The sequence below is a fragment of the Citrobacter sp. Cpo142 genome (assembly GCF_030332425.1).
In the GTDB taxonomy this organism is placed as follows: domain Bacteria; phylum Pseudomonadota; class Gammaproteobacteria; order Enterobacterales; family Enterobacteriaceae; genus Citrobacter; species Citrobacter portucalensis.
Genome location: NZ_JAOWHW010000148.1, coordinates 1 through 16,776, shown reverse-complemented (window position 1 = coordinate 16,776; position 16,776 = coordinate 1). Strand labels below are relative to the sequence as shown.

12 protein-coding genes are annotated in these 16,776 nt (G+C 54.9%); 6 read left to right on the top strand and 6 right to left on the bottom strand.

The genetic code is table 11. The annotated features are described in order from the left end of the window. Nucleotides 1–34: 34 nt before the first annotated feature. From sorE to pepE, 4 genes are all read left to right on the top strand, one after another. A complete protein-coding gene (sorE, locus tag OGY18_RS25005; protein WP_286554704.1) occupies nucleotides 35–1,258 on the top strand; it encodes an L-sorbose 1-phosphate reductase in 1,224 nt (407 codons plus the stop codon). A gap of 1 nt (nucleotide 1,259) precedes the next feature. After that, entirely contained in the window at nucleotides 1,260–2,072 is an 813-nt protein-coding gene (locus OGY18_RS25000) for a shikimate 5-dehydrogenase (RefSeq protein ID WP_063941212.1), read from the top strand. Nucleotides 2,073–2,166: 94 nt separating this feature from the next. Further along, a complete protein-coding gene (locus tag OGY18_RS24995; protein ID WP_232018068.1) occupies nucleotides 2,167–2,382 on the top strand; it encodes an addiction module antidote protein in 216 nt (71 codons plus the stop codon). Between the two features lie 109 nt (nucleotides 2,383–2,491). Next, nucleotides 2,492–3,181: a dipeptidase PepE gene (pepE, locus tag OGY18_RS24990; protein ID WP_142879772.1), complete on the top strand. Its 690-nt coding sequence runs from the start codon at nucleotides 2,492–2,494 to the stop codon at nucleotides 3,179–3,181. Between the two features lie 195 nt (nucleotides 3,182–3,376). On the opposite strand, the gene OGY18_RS24985 is transcribed toward pepE, so the two are convergent. Together OGY18_RS24985 and metH are read right to left on the bottom strand one after the other, a co-directional pair. After that, on the bottom strand, nucleotides 3,377–5,008 hold the full coding sequence (locus OGY18_RS24985; RefSeq protein WP_003826514.1) for a Na/Pi cotransporter family protein: 1,632 nt from the start codon (nucleotides 5,006–5,008) through the stop codon (nucleotides 3,377–3,379). Between the two features lie 220 nt (nucleotides 5,009–5,228). Further along, nucleotides 5,229–8,912: a methionine synthase gene (gene metH, locus OGY18_RS24980; RefSeq protein ID WP_286554702.1), complete on the bottom strand. Its 3,684-nt coding sequence runs from the start codon at nucleotides 8,910–8,912 to the stop codon at nucleotides 5,229–5,231. Between the two features lie 195 nt (nucleotides 8,913–9,107). Between metH and iclR the strand changes: the two genes are divergently transcribed. Beyond that, the gene (iclR, locus tag OGY18_RS24975; RefSeq protein ID WP_003826510.1) at nucleotides 9,108–9,932 is read left to right on the top strand and encodes a glyoxylate bypass operon transcriptional repressor IclR; all 825 of its coding nucleotides are present in this window, start codon (nucleotides 9,108–9,110) and stop codon (nucleotides 9,930–9,932) included. Between the two features lie 86 nt (nucleotides 9,933–10,018). Here iclR and aceK read toward each other — a convergent pair whose 3' ends face one another. From aceK to metA, 4 genes are all read right to left on the bottom strand, one after another. Then, on the bottom strand, nucleotides 10,019–11,800 hold the full coding sequence (gene aceK / locus OGY18_RS24970) for a bifunctional isocitrate dehydrogenase kinase/phosphatase (protein ID WP_286554700.1): 1,782 nt from the start codon (nucleotides 11,798–11,800) through the stop codon (nucleotides 10,019–10,021). 102 nt (nucleotides 11,801–11,902) lie between these two features. Continuing rightward, a complete protein-coding gene (aceA, locus tag OGY18_RS24965) occupies nucleotides 11,903–13,207 on the bottom strand; it encodes an isocitrate lyase (protein ID WP_286554698.1) in 1,305 nt (434 codons plus the stop codon). Between the two features lie 31 nt (nucleotides 13,208–13,238). Beyond that, nucleotides 13,239–14,840 (bottom strand): malate synthase A, encoded by a 1,602-nt coding sequence (aceB, locus tag OGY18_RS24960; RefSeq protein ID WP_003031607.1) that lies wholly within the window; start codon nucleotides 14,838–14,840, stop codon nucleotides 13,239–13,241. Between the two features lie 268 nt (nucleotides 14,841–15,108). Then, nucleotides 15,109–16,038 (bottom strand): homoserine O-acetyltransferase MetA, encoded by a 930-nt coding sequence (gene metA, locus OGY18_RS24955; RefSeq protein WP_003826503.1) that lies wholly within the window; start codon nucleotides 16,036–16,038, stop codon nucleotides 15,109–15,111. A 158-nt stretch (nucleotides 16,039–16,196) separates the two neighbouring features. On the opposite strand from metA, the gene OGY18_RS24950 reads away from it, so the two are divergent. After that, on the top strand, nucleotides 16,197–16,634 hold the full coding sequence (locus tag OGY18_RS24950; RefSeq protein ID WP_003826501.1) for an acetyltransferase: 438 nt from the start codon (nucleotides 16,197–16,199) through the stop codon (nucleotides 16,632–16,634). Nucleotides 16,635–16,776: the final 142 nt, after the last annotated feature.

Genomic DNA, 16,776 nt, shown 5'->3' with positions numbered 1-16,776 from the left:
CAAATAGTCCTCGAAAGAGGAAGAGGTGGTAACAATGCAAACAACAACAGCTTTACGCCTTTATGGTAAACGCGATCTGCGCCTGGAAACCTTCGATCTTCCTGAAATGCAGGACGATGAAATTCTGGCCTCAGTCGTAACCGACAGCCTGTGCCTTTCTTCCTGGAAAGAGGCTAACCAGGGCGAGAACCACAAAAAGGTGCCGGATGATGTGGCCACCAACCCGATCATCATCGGTCACGAGTTTTGCGGCGATATTATTGCCGTGGGGAAAAAATGGCAGCATAAGTTTCAGCCCGGCCAGCGCTATGTCACTCAGGCTAACCTGCAACTGCCGGATCGCCCGGACTGCCCCGGCTACTCCTTCCCGTGGGTAGGCGGTGAAGCCACGCACGTTATCATTCCTGATGAAGTCATGGAGCAGGACTGCCTGTTGGCCTACGAAGGTGAAACCTATTTTGAAGGCTCGCTGGTTGAGCCGCTGTCCTGCGTGATTGGCGCATTCAACGCCAACTATCACCTACAGGAAGGTACTTATAACCACAAGATGGGCATTCGTCCGCAGGGGCGTACACTGATACTCGGCGGCACCGGGCCGATGGGACTACTGGCGATCGACTACGCGCTGCATGGTCCGGTTAACCCAGCGCTGCTGGTGGTGACCGACACCAATAACGACAAGCTGAGCTACGCCCGCAAGCACTATCCATCAGAACCACAAACGTTGATCCATTATCTCCACGCGCAGGATGCGAGTTATGACAGCTTGATGGCGCTGAGCGGCGGGCACGGGTTTGATGACATCTTTGTGTTTGTGCCCAATGAACAGCTGGTCACGCTGGCCTCTTCCCTGCTGGCTGCCGATGGCTGCATGAATTTCTTTGCGGGTCCGCAGGATAAGCAGTTTAGCGCGCCGATTAACTTCTACGACGTGCACTATGGCTTCACCCATTATGTTGGGACATCTGGCGGCAATACCGACGACATGCGCGCGGCGGTAAAACTGATCGAAGAGAAGAAAGTTCAGGCGGCAAAAGTGGTGACGCACATTCTGGGATTGAATGCGGCAGGTGAAACAACGCTGGAACTGCCGCAAGTCGGTGGGGGTAAAAAACTGGTTTACACCGGAAAAGCATTGCCGTTAACTGCGCTCACCCAGATTGACGATCCGGCCTTGCGCGATATCCTGGAGCGTCATCAGGGGATCTGGTCGCAGGAAGCCGAACAATACATATTGTCTCACGCCGAGGAGATTTAACATGATTAACCGCGACACCCAGTTGTGCATGTCGCTTGCCGGTCGCCCCGGCAACTTTGGCACACGCTTTCATAACTATCTGTATGAAAAGTTAGGGTTAAATTTTATCTACAAAGCCTTTACTACGCAGGATATTGAGGCCGCAGTGAAAGGCGTTCGCGCACTCGGGATTCGCGGCTGTGCGGTCTCTATGCCGTTTAAAGAGAGTTGCATGCCGTTTCTGGATGCCATCGATCCTTCCGCAAAAGTCATTGATTCCGTCAACACCATTGTCAATGACAACGGTACGCTGACAGGATTTAACACCGACTACATTGCGGTAAAAAGCCTGATTACCAGCCACCAGCTTGATAACCACGCACGCGTCATGATCCGCGGCAGCGGTGGAATGGGTAAAGCTGTCATTGCTGCATTTCGCGATGCCGGTTTTCGCGATGTGATCGTCGCCGCCCGTAACCGGGAGAGCGGTCCGGCGCTGGCAAAACAGTACGGTTTCCAGTGGCAACCGCAGCCGGAAGGGATTACCTGCGATATTCTGGTCAACGTGACGCCCGTCGGCATGGCTGGCGGTAAAGAGAGCGATGAACTGGCCTACAGCGAAGCGATAGTCGCTGCCGCCAGCGTGGTGTTTGACGTCGTCGCCCTGCCGCCGGAAACACCGGTAATCAAACTGGCACAGCAATTAGGTAAAAAGACCATCAGCGGTGCAGAGGTGATTGCCTTACAGGCCGTGGAGCAGTTCGCCATGTACACCGGCGTACGCCCGGATGACGCGCTAATCGCCGAAGCAGCAGAATTTGCTCGGGCGGGGTAACGAAGCAGGAAGAGAGCGCCAGGGATGGGCGCTCTAATAGCCATTAATCAGAATGACCTTTGAAAATCACTGAACGAACCGTTTTCTTCCACCCATTGATTTAATTGCCCTCGAAACAGGCGATGCAGCGTACATAGCAAAAGCACTGGGCGTGGTGGCTCGCGCTAAGGGAATAGCGAACATTGCGGCAAAAACGGGATTATCCCGTGAGCAGCTTTATCGCTCTTTTAGTGAGAAAGGTAACCCGACGCTGAAAACCACCCTTGCAGTGATGAAGGTACTCGGCATTGAATTGACACTTAAAAAATAGCCTCAGCTTCTGTCCCCCCTTCCAACATCGTGAGCCATATCAGTAAGGCGCCTGGCTGATAGTGGTAGCATTAGCGCGGTTTGTAATTTTCTGATTACATGGAGAAATGATGGAACTGCTTTTATTGAGTAACTCGACGCTGCCGGGCAAAGGCTGGATGGAACATGCGCTGCCGCTGATTGCTGAACAACTGAATGGTCGCCGTACGGCGGTGTTTATTCCGTTCGCTGGCGTGACGCAAACCTGGGATGAGTACACGGCGAAAACGGCAGCCATCTTTGCGCCAATGGGCGTCAACGTTACGGGTATTCATACCGTTGCCGACCCGATTGCCGCTATTGAAAACGCAGAGCTGGTGATTGTCGGCGGGGGTAATACCTTCCAGTTACTGAAAGAAAGCCGCGAACGCGGACTGCTGGTGCCGATTGTGGATGTCGTCAAACGCGGTGCGCTGTACATTGGCTGGAGCGCGGGTTCTAACCTCGCCTGCCAGACCATCCGCACCACCAACGACATGCCGATTGTTGATCCAAAAGGCTTTGATGCGCTCGGTCTGTTCCCGCTGCAAATTAACCCACACTTCACCAACGCGCTGCCGGAAGGCCACAAAGGCGAAACGCGTGAACAGCGTATCCGCGAGCTGCTGGTTGTGGCACCGGAGCTGACGGTGATTGGCTTGCCGGAAGGTAACTGGATCAAGGTGAGTAACGGTCAATCCGTGCTCGGCGGCCCGAACACCACGTATATCTTTAAAGCAGGTGAAGAGGCGGTTGCCGTTGAAGCAGGCCATTGCTTTTAGTTGATTTATTGTCTGATGCCGGATGGCGGCTTCGCTTTATCCGGGCTACAACTGTAGGCCTGATAAGCGCAGCGCCATCAGGCAGTTCAGCGCACATTGCCGGATGCGGCTTCGCCTTATCCGGCCTACAAAGTAAACGACAACATTGCCGGAGGGCGGCATAAATGCCTTATCCGGCCTACCGCTTCACCTCACTCAAAAATCATCCCGCCCATCGTCTTCATCCGGCTGTTCCAGCACGCTGTAAGCCACGGAGCAAAACAGCGAGTTCAGACGCTGCATATCGCCCAACAGCGCCAGGTGCAACGAGCTGGTCTCGATGCTCTGCACGTTCTGTTGATGCAGACGGTCAACGTGCGCATGCGAATAACGACGATTGAGAATACGGAAGCGGTGCTTGCTGCGGCGCAGACGACGGGCACTGGTCACATCTCCTGAGAAGAACACCGACATCGCCAGCTGCAGATTGCTGAGCAACTGATCGTAGAGCGCATCCAGTTCTTTCAGCCCTTCGACAGAGAATGCCCGGCGGGCGGCCAGCGACTTATCGGCTATCTCGCTGCCCATACGTTCGACAATATCGGAAGCCTGCTCAAGGTTGAGCGACATTTCGATAATCTCCGCCCAACGGCGCGATTCCTCTTCCGCCAGCTCATCCTTTGGCATCCGCGCCAGATAGAGCTTAATTGCCGTGTACAGCACGTTAATGTCGTCCGCCATCCTGCGCAGCTCTTTTTCTTCACGCGGCTCGCCATGCATCACCTTCTTCAGCCCGTCCATCATCTGCTCCATCGCGTCGCCGATACGCAGGGCTTCACGGGCGGCATTGGCCAGAGCGAGCGTCGGCGTATCCAGCGCGCTGACGTCCAGATGTTTGGGTTTAAGATGTGCATCCAGCTCCGGCTCATCGCGGATGATGCGCTTACAAAAACGCGCCATCGGTTCGGCGAACGGCACCATCGCCACGCAGCGCACCAGGTTGTAGAAGACGTGGAAGTAGATAACCAGTTCAGATTTCGGCAGCGGCAGTTCATCCATCAGATTGGCCAGCGGATGAACAAACGGCAGGATAATCAGGCTCCCCACCAGCTTAAACAGCAGGCTACCGAGCGCCACACGACGTGCTGCGGCGTTAGCGGCGCTGTTATTCAACATCGCCAGCAGGCCGGACCCGAGGTTGGCACCAATCACCAGACACAACGCCACCGGGAACGAGATAATACCTGCCGCGGTCAGCGTGGCCGTCAGCAGCACCGCCGCCAGGCTGGAGTAACTGATAATCGCAAACATGGCGCCAATCAGCGCATCGAGCATAATATCGCCGGTAAGCGAGGCAAAAATAACCTGTACACCATTAGCCTGGGTGATCGGCGTTACCGCCTGCACAATCAGCTCCAGCGCCAGCAAAATCAACCCCAGTCCAATACCAACCCGCCCCAGTTGCCCCACGCGGGACTGCTTACGACCGAGAAAGAAGATCACGCCGATAAAAATCAGCAGTGGCGACAGCCAGGAGAGATCGAAGGTCAGGATACGCGCCATCAGCGCGGTCCCCACGTCGGCGCCGAGCACTATGACCAGCGCAGGGGTGAGCGCCACGAGATCTTGTGCAACAAACGAGGTCACCAGCATGGTGGTGGCGTTGCTACTTTGCACCAGCGCCGTTACGCCGATACCTGCACAAAAGGCGAGCGGCTTCTTTTCAACGCTACGGCTGAGCACGGTACGCAAGCGGGCGCCAAAGACGCGCATCACGCCGGTACGCACAATATGCGTACCCCAAACCAGCATCGCGACGGCAGAAAGCAGGTGTAACAGAGTTAACACGGAATCAGGTTCTCCTTATTTTTATGGTTTTTTGAGGCTCATTTGCCTGATGGCGCTGCGCTTATCAGGCCTACAAATCATCCCTATGTAGGCCGAATAAGGCGTTTACGCCGCCATCCGGCAACGGCCCCCTTTCAGTATAAGGGTTTAAACGTAATAAAGAGACAGGGCACTCATTGAGCGCCCTGTTTGTTGTAAAGAAAGATGACAGTTTTGTGAATCAGTCGGCGTCATAGCCGAGGTTCGGCGCTAACCAGCGCTCCACTTCTGCCACGCTCATGCCTTTACGGAAGGCATAATCTTCAACCTGATCGCGCTGGATTTGCGCCACGGCGTAGTACTTGCTGTCCGGATGACTGAAATACCAGCCGGAGACCGACGCGCCTGGCCACATGGCGAAAGATTCGGTGAGTTTCATCCCGGTGTGCGCTTCCACATCCAGCAGCTCCCAGATGGTGGCTTTTTCGGTGTGTTCCGGACACGCCGGATAACCCGGTGCCGGGCGAATCCCCTGGTAGTTTTCGCGGATCAGCTCCTCGTTACTGAGATTCTCATTCGCCGCATAGCCCCAGTAGACTTTACGCACGCGCTCATGCAGATATTCTGCGAACGCTTCCGCCAGACGGTCAGCAATCGCTTTCACCATGATCTTGTTGTAGTCGTCATGCTGGGCTTCGAAGGCATCCGCCAGCGCATCTTCCTCCAGACCACCGGTCACCGCGAAAGCACCGATGTAATCCGCTTTGCCGCTCAATTTCGGCGCGACAAAGTCAGACAGGCAGTAGTTGGCGAAACCGACTTTTTCCGTCTGCTGGCGCAGATGATGACTCACGTTGATGACGTGCGTACGCGTCTCGTCACGGTAAATCTCGATGTCGTCACCCACGCGGTTGGCCGGGAATAAACCCACCACGCCGCGCGGATTCAGGGTCTTCTCAGCGCTGAGTTTATCCAGCATGTCGTTAGCGTCTTTGAACAGGCGCTTCGCCTCTTCTCCTACCACCTCATCTTCAAGAATGCGCGGGTATTTCCCGGCCAGCGACCAGGTCATAAAGAACGGCGTCCAGTCGATGTAATTGCGCAGGGTTTCGATGCTGGCTTCCACTTCCTGCACGCCCAGACGGTGCGCCACCGGCGGGGTGTAGTTTTCCCAGTCGAAGGCCAGATCGTTGTCGCGGGCAGCCTGTAACGTTACTGGCGGGGTACGCGGTTTCTTACGCGCATGCTGGATACGCACGGTTTCGTACTCTTTACGCGTACGGGCGACAAAGTCATCGCGCTGGGTGTCAGAGAGCAGCGCAGCCACCACGCCAACGGTACGCGAGGCGTTCTGCACGTACACCGTCGGACCGCTGTAGTTCTGCTCAATTTTCACCGCCGTGTGCGCTTTTGAGGTGGTCGCACCGCCAATCAGCAGCGGAATAGTGAATCCCTGACGCTCCATCTCTTTCGCCACGTTGACCATTTCATCCAGCGACGGGGTAATCAGCCCGGAAAGGCCTATCAAGTCGGCATTCACTTCACGCGCCGTTCTGAGGATTTTCTCCGCTGGCACCATCACGCCAAGATCGACGATTTCGTAGTTGTTACATTGCAGCACCACGCCAACAATGTTTTTGCCGATATCGTGCACATCGCCCTTCACGGTCGCGATGACCATTTTACCGTTGCTGGAGCCTTTCTCTTTGCTGGCCTCAATGTACGGTTCGAGGTACGCCACCGCCTGCTTCATCACGCGGGCGGATTTCACCACCTGCGGCAGGAACATTTTGCCTTCGCCGAACAGATCGCCAACGACGTTCATGCCGTCCATCAGCGGTCCTTCAATAACTTCGATCGGACGCGCTGCCTGCTGGCGCGCTTCCTCGGTATCCAGCTCAATAAACTCGGTAATGCCTTTCACCAGCGAGTATTCGAGGCGCTTTTTCACGTCCCAGGTGCGCCATTCCGCCATCTGGGCATTCGCCGTGTCGTCAGTTTTGCTGCCGCGATATTTCTCTGCCAGCTCCAGCAGTCGTTCGGTGCCATCGTCACGACGGTTGAGGATCACATCTTCAACCGCATCGCGCAGCTCGGCGGGCAGGTCGTCATAAATTGCCAGCTGTCCGGCGTTGACGATCCCCATGTCCATGCCGTTGCGAATGGCGTAGTAGAGGAATACCGCGTGAATGGCTTCACGTACCGGGTCGTTGCCACGGAACGAGAATGAAACGTTAGAAACGCCGCCGGAGATCAGCGCGTGCGGCAGTTCGCGTTTGATGTCTTCACACGCGCCGATAAAGTCCTGCGCGTAGTTGTTGTGCTCATCAATACCGGTCGCGACAGCAAAGATGTTCGGGTCGAAGATGATGTCTTCCGGCGGGTAGCCCACCTCTTCGGTAAGAATTTTGTACGCCCGACGGCAGATTTCGATTTTACGTGCGCGGGTGTCGGCCTGCCCTTGCTCGTCAAAGGCCATCACCACCACCGCGGCACCGTAGCGACGCAGCAGCTTCGCATGATGGATAAAGGTCTCAACCCCCTCTTTCATCGAGATGGAGTTAACGATGCCTTTACCCTGAATGCACTTCAGGCCTTTCTCGATGACGTCCCATTTCGAGGAGTCGATCATAATCGGCACGCGGGCGATATCCGGCTCACCGGCGATCAGGTTGAGGAAACGCACCATTGCCGCTTCGGCATCGAGCATCCCCTCATCCATGTTGATATCGATGATCTGCGCGCCGCTTTCCACCTGCTGACGGGCGACGTCCAGCGCTTCGCTGTATTTCTCTTCTTTGATCAGGCGCTTAAATTTCGCCGAACCGGTGACGTTGGTACGCTCGCCGACGTTCACAAACAGGCTGTCGTCGCCGATGTTCAGCGGCTCAAGGCCGGAAAGGCGGCAGGCAACCGGGATTTCCGGCAAGCGGCGCGGCGGTAAGCCATCCACCGCGAGGCTCATGGCGGCGATATGTTCCGGCGTGGTGCCGCAGCAGCCGCCGACGATATTCAGGAAACCGGCCTCAGCCCACTCGCGAATCTGCGTCGCCATGGTATCGGCGTCGAGATCGTATTCACCAAAGGCGTTCGGCAGACCGGCGTTCGGGTGCGCAGTCACGTAGCATTCGGCAATGCGTGACAGTTCCTGCACGTACTGGCGCAGCTCGTCCGGACCTAACGCGCAGTTCAGACCGAAGGTCAGCGCATCGGCGTGGCGCAGGGAGTTGTAGAATGCTTCGGTAGTCTGGCCGGAAAGCGTACGGCCGGAAGCGTCGGTGATGGTGCCGGAGAGCATAATCGGCAGCTCAACGCCCAGCGCTTCGAATTCAGTTTTAACCGCGAAAATAGCGGCTTTGGCGTTCAGAGTATCGAAGACGGTTTCAATCAGGATCAGGTCACTGCCGCCTTCCACCAGCGCTTTGGTGGATTCACGGTAGGCGGCCACCAGCTGATCAAAGGTAATGTTGCGGTAAGCCGGGTCGTTAACATCAGGCGAGATAGACGCCGTACGGTTCGTTGGGCCGAGCACGCCCGCGACGTAGCGCGGTTTTTCCGGCGTGCGCGCCGTCCATTCGTCAGCCGCCGCACGCGCCAGTTTGGCTGCCGCAAAGTTGATTTCCGCCGACAGGGATTCCATCTGATAATCCGCCATGGCGATGGTCGTGGAGTTAAAGGTGTTGGTTTCGATGATATCCGCGCCCGCCTCAAAGTAGGCGTTATGGATAGCGGCGATGACCTCCGGTTTGCTGAGCACCAACAGGTCGTTGTTGCCTTTCAGATCGCACGGCCAGTCGGCAAAGCGTTCGCCGCGGAAATCCTCTTCGCTCAGACGATATCCCTGGATCATGGTGCCCATACCGCCGTCCAGCACCAGAATACGTTCATTTAACTGCTGACGTAATTGTTCTACTTTGCTGCTCACACTCGCTCCCGACAACGCTCAACCAGACCGAAAAAAACTCAACAGGCCATACTGGCACAAACCTGAGAGGCGGAAAAGAGAACAACGGCCAACATGAGACATGTTCAGCTTCACTCATCCGATCAGTGCAGGAATTCTTGCATTATAATTGAATAAAACGAAAATGATTTCCACGATACAGAAAAGGAGTCTGCCATGGTAGCCACTGTCCCCGCGAAACGCGGTAGAAAACCCGCCGCCGCTACTGCGCCTGCAACCGGGCAGGTTCAGTCTCTGACCCGCGGCCTGAAGCTGCTGGAGTGGATTGCGGAATCCAACGGCAGCGTGGCGTTGACCGAGCTGGCTCAGCAGGCCGGCCTGCCAAACTCCACGACTCACCGTTTGCTGACCACCATGCAGCAGCAGGGTTTTGTCCGTCAGGTGGGTGAATTAGGCCACTGGGCCGTGGGCGCGCATGCGTTCATCGTCGGCAGCAGCTTTTTGCAAAGCCGTAATCTGCTGGCGATTGTCCATCCGATCCTGCGCAAGCTGATGGAAGATTCCGGTGAGACGGTAAACCTGGCCGTGCTGGATCAAAGCGACCATCAAGCCATTATTATCGACCAGGTGCAGTGCACCCAACTGATGCGCATGTCCGCGCCTATCGGCGGCAAGCTGCCAATGCACGCCTCCGGTGCGGGTAAGGCGTTTTTATCCCAACTGAGCGAAGAACAAGTGACTGGCCTGCTGCACCGCAAAGGCCTGCATGCTTACACACACGCCACGCTGGTGTCGCCAGTGCATCTGAAAGAGGATTTGGCCCAGACGCGCAAGCGCGGCTATTCCTTTGATGATGAGGAACATGCGCTGGGTCTGCGCTGCGTGGCGTCGTGCATTTATGACGAGCACCGCGAGCCGTTCGCTGCGATTTCCATTTCCGGGCCAATCTCACGCATTACTGATGACCGCGTGACCGAGTTTGGCGCCATGGCGATCAAAGCGGCGAAAGAAGTGACGCTGGCATACGGCGGATTTCGCTAAGATGGGGTTGCCGGGTGGCGGCTACGCCTAACCCGGCCTACTGTCCAGGGTCAGGGCAGATTTGTAGGCCTGATAAGCGTAGAGCATCAGGCACGGCGCACATTGCCGGATGGCGGCGCAAGCGCCTTATCCGGCCTACGGTCGGTTTCATAACGTACGCTGAAACGTTGCCGACGCCGGTAGGCGTAAACATCTTCTACATGCCCGTTTTTAATCCGCGTTTGCAGACCACGCCAGTAGTCGGCGCTGAACAGGTCAGCGTGCATCTCTTCAAATAGCGGCCCGATACGCGGGTCGGCACATAGCCAGTGACGAAACTCTTCCGGGAAGACATCTCCAGGCGATACGCTGTACCACGGCTCAGCGCTCATCTCATCTTCCGGGTAGCGTGGCGGCGGGATATGGCGGAAATTCACCTCCGTCATGTAGCATATTTCATCGTAGTCATAGAACACCACGCGCCCGTGGCGGGTCACGCCGAAGTTCTTAAACAGCATATCGCCGGGGAAAATATTGGCGGCAGCCAGCTGACGAATCGCGTTGCCGTACTCTTCAATGGCATCGCGCAGTTGCTGACCTTCGACCTGCTCCAGCCAGATATTCAGCGGTACCATCCGTCGTTCGATATATAGATGGCGAATGACAATCTGATCGCCAAGATCGGTAATTTTTTCCGGGGCTTCCTGCAATAACAGCGCCATCAGCGCCGGATCGATTTGCCGTTTATCCAGCACAAAATTCTCGAACTCCTGGGTGTCAGCCATCCGCCCCACACGATCGTGCTCTTTGACCAGTTGATAGCAGGCGCGAACGTGGGCGGCAGACATCTCTTTTTGCGGGGCGAATTTGTCTTTGATGATTTTAAACACCCGGTCGAAGCCCGGCAGGGTAAACACCAGCATCACCATGCCGCGGATCCCCGGCGCTTCAATAAATTGCTCATCGCAATGGGCAAGATAGAGCAGATATTCGCGGTAGCTTTCGGTCTTGGCGTGTTTCTGGCAGCCAATTGCCATGTACAGTTCGGCGGTGGTTTTACCGGGCAGGATCTCGCGCAGCCACTCCACCAGCGCCGCGGGCAAAGGGGCGTAAACCATAAAATAGGAGCGGGCGAAGCCAAACACAATACTCGCCTCCGCCGTCGTGGTCAGACAGGTATCGACAAACAATTCGCCTTCATCAGTCCGGTGGATTGGCAGTAAAAACGGTAGCGTCCCCGAAGGAGTAATCAACTTACCGACCAGCCAGGCAGCCTTATTGCGATAAAACAGTTCGTTCGCCACCTGTAAATGGCAACCCGACAACACATCCGCTCCCAGGGTTTCGGTCAGGTGTTCGATGATGTAGTGGATATCACGATGTTTGTTCTGCCACGGCAGACGCAGGGGCAGATCGCTAAGGACGCGTGTCAGCAGCCACTCCCAGCCGGTATCCGGAAAAAAGTCTTTCGCCAGCGGACGTGGGATCGTGCGAAAACGGCGCTCTGGCTGAGAACTGAAAATAAACAGCCGCTCGGGAGTCAGCGAGCGGTGGTCAAATAACCGACAGTAAACGGAGTTAAAGAAACTCTCCGCAATCTCGAAGCGCGGGTAATCCGGCAGTAGCCGGGTGTAATGCTCTTTCACGCGAAGTAAAAAATCCGCGTCGGTACTTTTGCCGTCAGTAATGCAGCGCAACTGCTCCACCACCAGACCCACGTGATGATCGTAAAGGTGAATACGGCTTTTCATCGCCTGTTGAACCGCATGCCAGTCAGCATGTTCAAAACGCTGCTGCGCGCCGGAGGTGACTTCCAGAAAACGCCCGTACTGGGCGTCGAAACCTTGCAAGATAGTCTGAGCAATCAGTAATTCCAGGCCACGCGTCATCAATGTCTCCCATCCGGCACAACGTCATGCCGGATGGCGCGTTCGCTTATCCGGCCTACATCCCTTCGTAGGCCCGGTAAGCGCAGCGCCACCGGGCATTAATCAAAACTGCGATTCTTCGGTCGAGCCGGTCAGCGCGGTCACCGAGGAAGCTCCGCCCTGAATGATGGTGGTGACTTTATCGAAGTAACCTGTGCCCACTTCCTGCTGATGGGAGACGAAGGTGTAACCGTCTTTAGCTGCCGCAAATTCTGGCTGCTGAACCTTCTCAACATAGTGGCGCATGCCTTCACCCTGCGCATAGGAGTGCGCGAGGTCGAACATGTTGAACCACATGCTGTGGATACCCGCCAGGGTAATGAACTGGTATTTGTAACCCATATCCGACAGCTGCTGCTGGAAGCTGGCGATGGTTTTGTCATCCAGGTTTTTCTGCCAGTTAAACGACGGCGAACAGTTGTAAGCCAGCAGTTTGCCAGGGTATTTCGCATGGATCGCATCGGCAAATCGCTTCGCCAGCTCAAGGTCCGGCGTGGAGGTTTCACACCACACCAGATCCGCATACGGTGCGTAGGCCAGGCCACGACTGATCGCCTGCTCAATACCCGCATGCGTACGGTAGAACCCTTCGCTGGTACGTTCGCCAGTGATGAACTCGCTGTCGTATGGGTCGCAATCAGACGTAATCAGATCGGCTGCGTCAGCATCGGTACGTGCAATCACCAGCGTCGGCACACCCATGACGTCGGCTGCCAGACGGGCGGCCACCAGTTTCTGGATAGCTTCCTGAGTCGGAACCAGCACTTTGCCGCCCATGTGACCACATTTTTTCACCGATGCGAGCTGATCTTCGAAGTGAACGGCCGCTGCACCAGCCTCAATCATCGATTTCATCAGTTCAAACGCGTTCAGTACGCCGCCAAACCCTGCTTCCGCATCGGCAACGATCGGCAGGAAGTAATCGACATAGCGAGGATCGTTCGGCTCAATACCGGTTGACCATTGGATCTGATCGGCGCGACGGAATGTGTTGTTGATCCGATCCACCACCGCCGGGACGGAGTTCGCCGGATACAGCGATTGGTCCGGGTACATGCTGGATGCCAGGTTGGCATCTGCCGCCACCTGCCAGCCTGAAAGGTAGACCGCTTCAATACCGGCTTTCGCCTGCTGCAGCGCCTGACCGCCGGTCAGCGCACCGAGGCTGTTGATATAACCTTTCTTCGATTCGCCGTGCAGCAGACGCCACATTTTCGCCGCGCCAAGCTGCGCCAGCGTACATTCCGGGTTGACCGAGCCACGTAATTTCACCACTTCCTCTGCGCTATATGGACGGGTGATGCCTTCCCAGCGCGGTTGAGTCCATTCTTTCTGTAATTCTTCGATTTGTTGAGTACGGTTTTTCATGTGCAGATGCTCCATATTGTTATGTGGTGGATTACGCCAGCAGGCGGTAGCCTGGCAGGGTCAAGAAATCGATCAGTTCATCAGAGGTAGTGATTTGCTCCATCAGGCGCGCGGCATCGTCAAAACGCCCACTGCTGTAGCGGTGTTCGCCCAGCTCGTCCTGAATCACCAGCATCTCTTCGGCCAGCATCTGACGGAACAGCGGTTTGGTAACCGGCTTGCCGTTGCTGAGCGTCTTCTGGTGGTGGATCCACTGCCAAATGGAGGTACGGGAGATTTCGGCGGTGGCCGCATCTTCCATCAGACCGTAAATCGGTACGCAGCCGTTACCGGAGATCCACGCTTCGATGTACTGCACCGCAACACGGATGTTAGCGCGCATGCCTTCTTCAGTACGCTCACCTTCACAAGGTGCCAGCAGTTGCTCTGCGGTAATCGGGGCATCTTCTTCACGGGTCACGAACAGCTGATTTTTGTTTTCGCCGAGTACGTCGTTGAACACCGCCATAGCGGTATCTGCCAGCCCCGGATGGGCAATCCATGTGCCGTCATGACCGTTATTTGCTTCCAGCGCTTTGTCCGCTTTTACCTTGGTCAGAACCTGGTTGTTACGTTCCGCATCTTTGCTGGGAATGAACGCCGCCATGCCGCCCATCGCGAACGCGCCACGTTTATGACAGGTTTTAATCAGCAGACGCGAATAGGCGCTGAGGAATGGCTTATCCATCGTCACCACCTGACGGTCCGGCAGCACGCGATCCGGATGGTTCTTCAGCGTTTTGATATAGCTAAAAATGTAGTCCCAACGACCGCAGTTCAGACCCACAATGTGGTCACGCAGGGCGTGCAGAATTTCGTCCATCTGGAAGACGGCAGGCAGCGTTTCAATCAGCAGGGTCGCTTTAATGGTGCCGCGCGGCAGGTTAAAGCGGTCCTCTGCATAGCTGAACACTTCGCTCCACCATGCCGCTTCTTGCCAGGCCTGCGTTTTTGGCAGATAGAAATAAGGGCCGCTGCCTTTCGCCAGCAACGTTTTGTAGTTGTGGAAGAAATAGAGGGCAAAGTCGAACAGGCTGCCCGGGATAGATTCGCCACGCCAGGTGACGTGTTTTTCCGGCAGATGCAGACCACGAACGCGACATACCAACAGAGCCGGATTAGGCTTGAGCTGATAAATTTTACCCGCTTCGTTGGTGTAGCTAATGGTGCCATTGACCGCATCGCGCAGGTTGATCTGCCCGTCGATAACTTTGCTCCACTCAGGAGCCAGTGAATCTTCGAAGTCAGCCATAAAGACTTTGACGTTCGCGTTCAGCGCGTTGATGACCATCTTGCGCTCAACGGGTCCGGTGATCTCTACGCGGCGATCCAGTAAATCATCAGGAATTCCGCGAATTTTCCAGTTACCTTCACGAATGGAAGCTGTTTCCGAAATAAAATCAGGCAACTTACCGTCATCAATATCCTGCTGCTGCTGGATACGTGCAGCCAGAAGTTTATTCCGTTTTGGCGTAAATCTTGTCACCAGTTCAGTCAGAAACTCCACCGCTTCAGCGGTCAGAATTTGTTGCTCCTGTTCGCCACGCGGCCTGGTGAAGACCAGTTCATCGGTTGTCGTTGCCTGTTGATTCATTGCGTAGTTCCTCGTCATTGATCCAAACACATCCCCAATGCGAACGAAGGATCGTTGTGCGCTTTTCGTTCAGCACAACTAAGACTACTCATTTAAATTTCAAAATCAAAAACAATTTCCATTTTTAATTTAATTATCAATTAACTTATTGATAACAATATAAATAAAATTTAATTACACAGTGAGGTACGTTTCGGAAATAAAAAAGGCACCCGAAGGTGCCTGATTCAATATGCTGAAACGCTTAAGGATCGTCTGCTACAGAAGATTAATCCAGCGTTGGATTCATGTGACGCAGATCATATGGCGTGATCTGGTAGACGTAATAGTTAAGCCAGTTGGTAAACAACAGATTACCGTGGCTACGCCAGGTTGCCCGCGGTTTGTTTTGCGGGTCATCTTTCGGGAAATAGTTATAGGGAACTTCCGGCGATAAGCCCGCTTCGACGTCACGAAAATATTCGCTGCCGAGTGTATGGTCGTCATACTCAGGATGACCCGTCACGAAGGCGATACGTTTGTCTTTGCTGGCAAACAGGTAGGCATCTCCCTCTTCGGTTTCAGCAAAGATCTCGAGATCGGTGTAGTCGCGAATAAGCGCTGCAGGGAAATCAGCATAGCGGGAATGCGGGGCCAGGAACGCATCATCGAATCCACGCGTCAGAAGCGCATGAGGGTGCAGAATATGGTGCTCATAGACGCCTGAGAGTTTGTCCGTGCGGGTTTGCTTGGGAATTCCGTACAGGATATTCAACGCGGCCTGCACCGCCCAACAGACAAATAGCGTCGAGGTAACGTGATCTTTGGCCCATTCAAGCACTTGCTTAATCTGCGGCCAGTAAGCCACATCATTAAATTCAACCAGGCCCAACGGCGCGCCGGTCACGATCAATCCGTCAAAGTTCTGATCGCAGATATCCTCGAAATTACAGTAGAAGTTATTCAGATGCTCCGTTGGGGTGTTGCGTGACTCGCGGGCATCGATGCGCAATAGCTGAACATCAACCTGCAGCGGTGAGTTAGACAGTAAGCGCAGGAACTGGTTTTCCGTTTCAATCTTCTTGGGCATCAGGTTGAGGATGAGCACCTTCAGTGGACGAATTTCCTGACCGGAAGCGCGGGATGTCGTCATCACGAAGACGTTTTCCTCACGCAAAAAATTGACGGCGGGTAGCTCGTCCTGCACGCGAATTGGCATAACCTGATAACCTCACAACATACGTTTAAACGTTTAGACATCCAGATAGCTGAAGATACCCAGGAATCACGCGAATGTCGAGCCTGCATCCTCAAGTTGAGAAAGTTTCACGGCTCCTTGCTGTAGAATAGTGCAGTAAAGAAAAAAAGGAGAATGCTATGAACCTTACCATTCGTCGTTCGCGTCAGGACGAAGGAGATAAGTTAGTTTCTATTTGGTGTCGCTCAGTAGATGCCACGCACCATTTCCTCTCTGCGGATTATCGGATTGAGCTGGAGGAGCTGGTACGTTCATTTTTACCAGAAGCCCCTCTGTGGGTTGCAGTGACAGAACAGGATGAGCCCGTCGCCTTTATGCTCCTGACCGACCAGCATATAGATGCTTTGTTTGTCGATCCGGATGTGCGTGGTAGTGGCGTTGGTAAACTGCTGATTGAACATGCTTTATCAATGAGTTCAACGCTAACAACCAATGTTAACGAGCAGAATGAGCAGGCGGTTGGATTCTATAAGAAGATGGGATTTAGCGTGACGGGACGTACAGAGGTGGACGATCTCGGACGACCGTACCCGTTACTCAACCTCGTACGAGGGTAGCAGGACTAGCTTTTGTAGGCCGGATAAGGCGATACGCCGCATCCGGCAGTGTGCAGACGTGTTGCCTGATGCGCTGCGCTTATCAGGCCTACAAAATGCGTTCAGCCCAGCCCCTGCAGGCCGGATAAGGCGGCACGCCGCA

What these genes read in the sequence shown, in the direction of transcription:
- aceA (WP_286554698.1), bottom strand. Translation starts at nt 13,207, where the DNA reads ATGAAAAACCGTACTCAACAAATCGAAGAATTACAGAAAGAATGGACT.
- iclR (WP_003826510.1), top strand. Translation starts at nt 9,108, where the DNA reads ATGGTAGCCACTGTCCCCGCGAAACGCGGTAGAAAACCCGCCGCCGCT.
- aceB (WP_003031607.1), bottom strand. Translation starts at nt 14,840, where the DNA reads ATGAATCAACAGGCAACGACAACCGATGAACTGGTCTTCACCAGGCCG.
- aceK (WP_286554700.1), bottom strand. Translation starts at nt 11,800, where the DNA reads ATGACGCGTGGCCTGGAATTACTGATTGCTCAGACTATCTTGCAAGGT.
- OGY18_RS25000 (WP_063941212.1), top strand. Translation starts at nt 1,260, where the DNA reads ATGATTAACCGCGACACCCAGTTGTGCATGTCGCTTGCCGGTCGCCCC.
- metA (WP_003826503.1), bottom strand. Translation starts at nt 16,038, where the DNA reads ATGCCAATTCGCGTGCAGGACGAGCTACCCGCCGTCAATTTTTTGCGT.
- sorE (WP_286554704.1), top strand. Translation starts at nt 35, where the DNA reads ATGCAAACAACAACAGCTTTACGCCTTTATGGTAAACGCGATCTGCGC.
- OGY18_RS24950 (WP_003826501.1), top strand. Translation starts at nt 16,197, where the DNA reads ATGAACCTTACCATTCGTCGTTCGCGTCAGGACGAAGGAGATAAGTTA.
- pepE (WP_142879772.1), top strand. Translation starts at nt 2,492, where the DNA reads ATGGAACTGCTTTTATTGAGTAACTCGACGCTGCCGGGCAAAGGCTGG.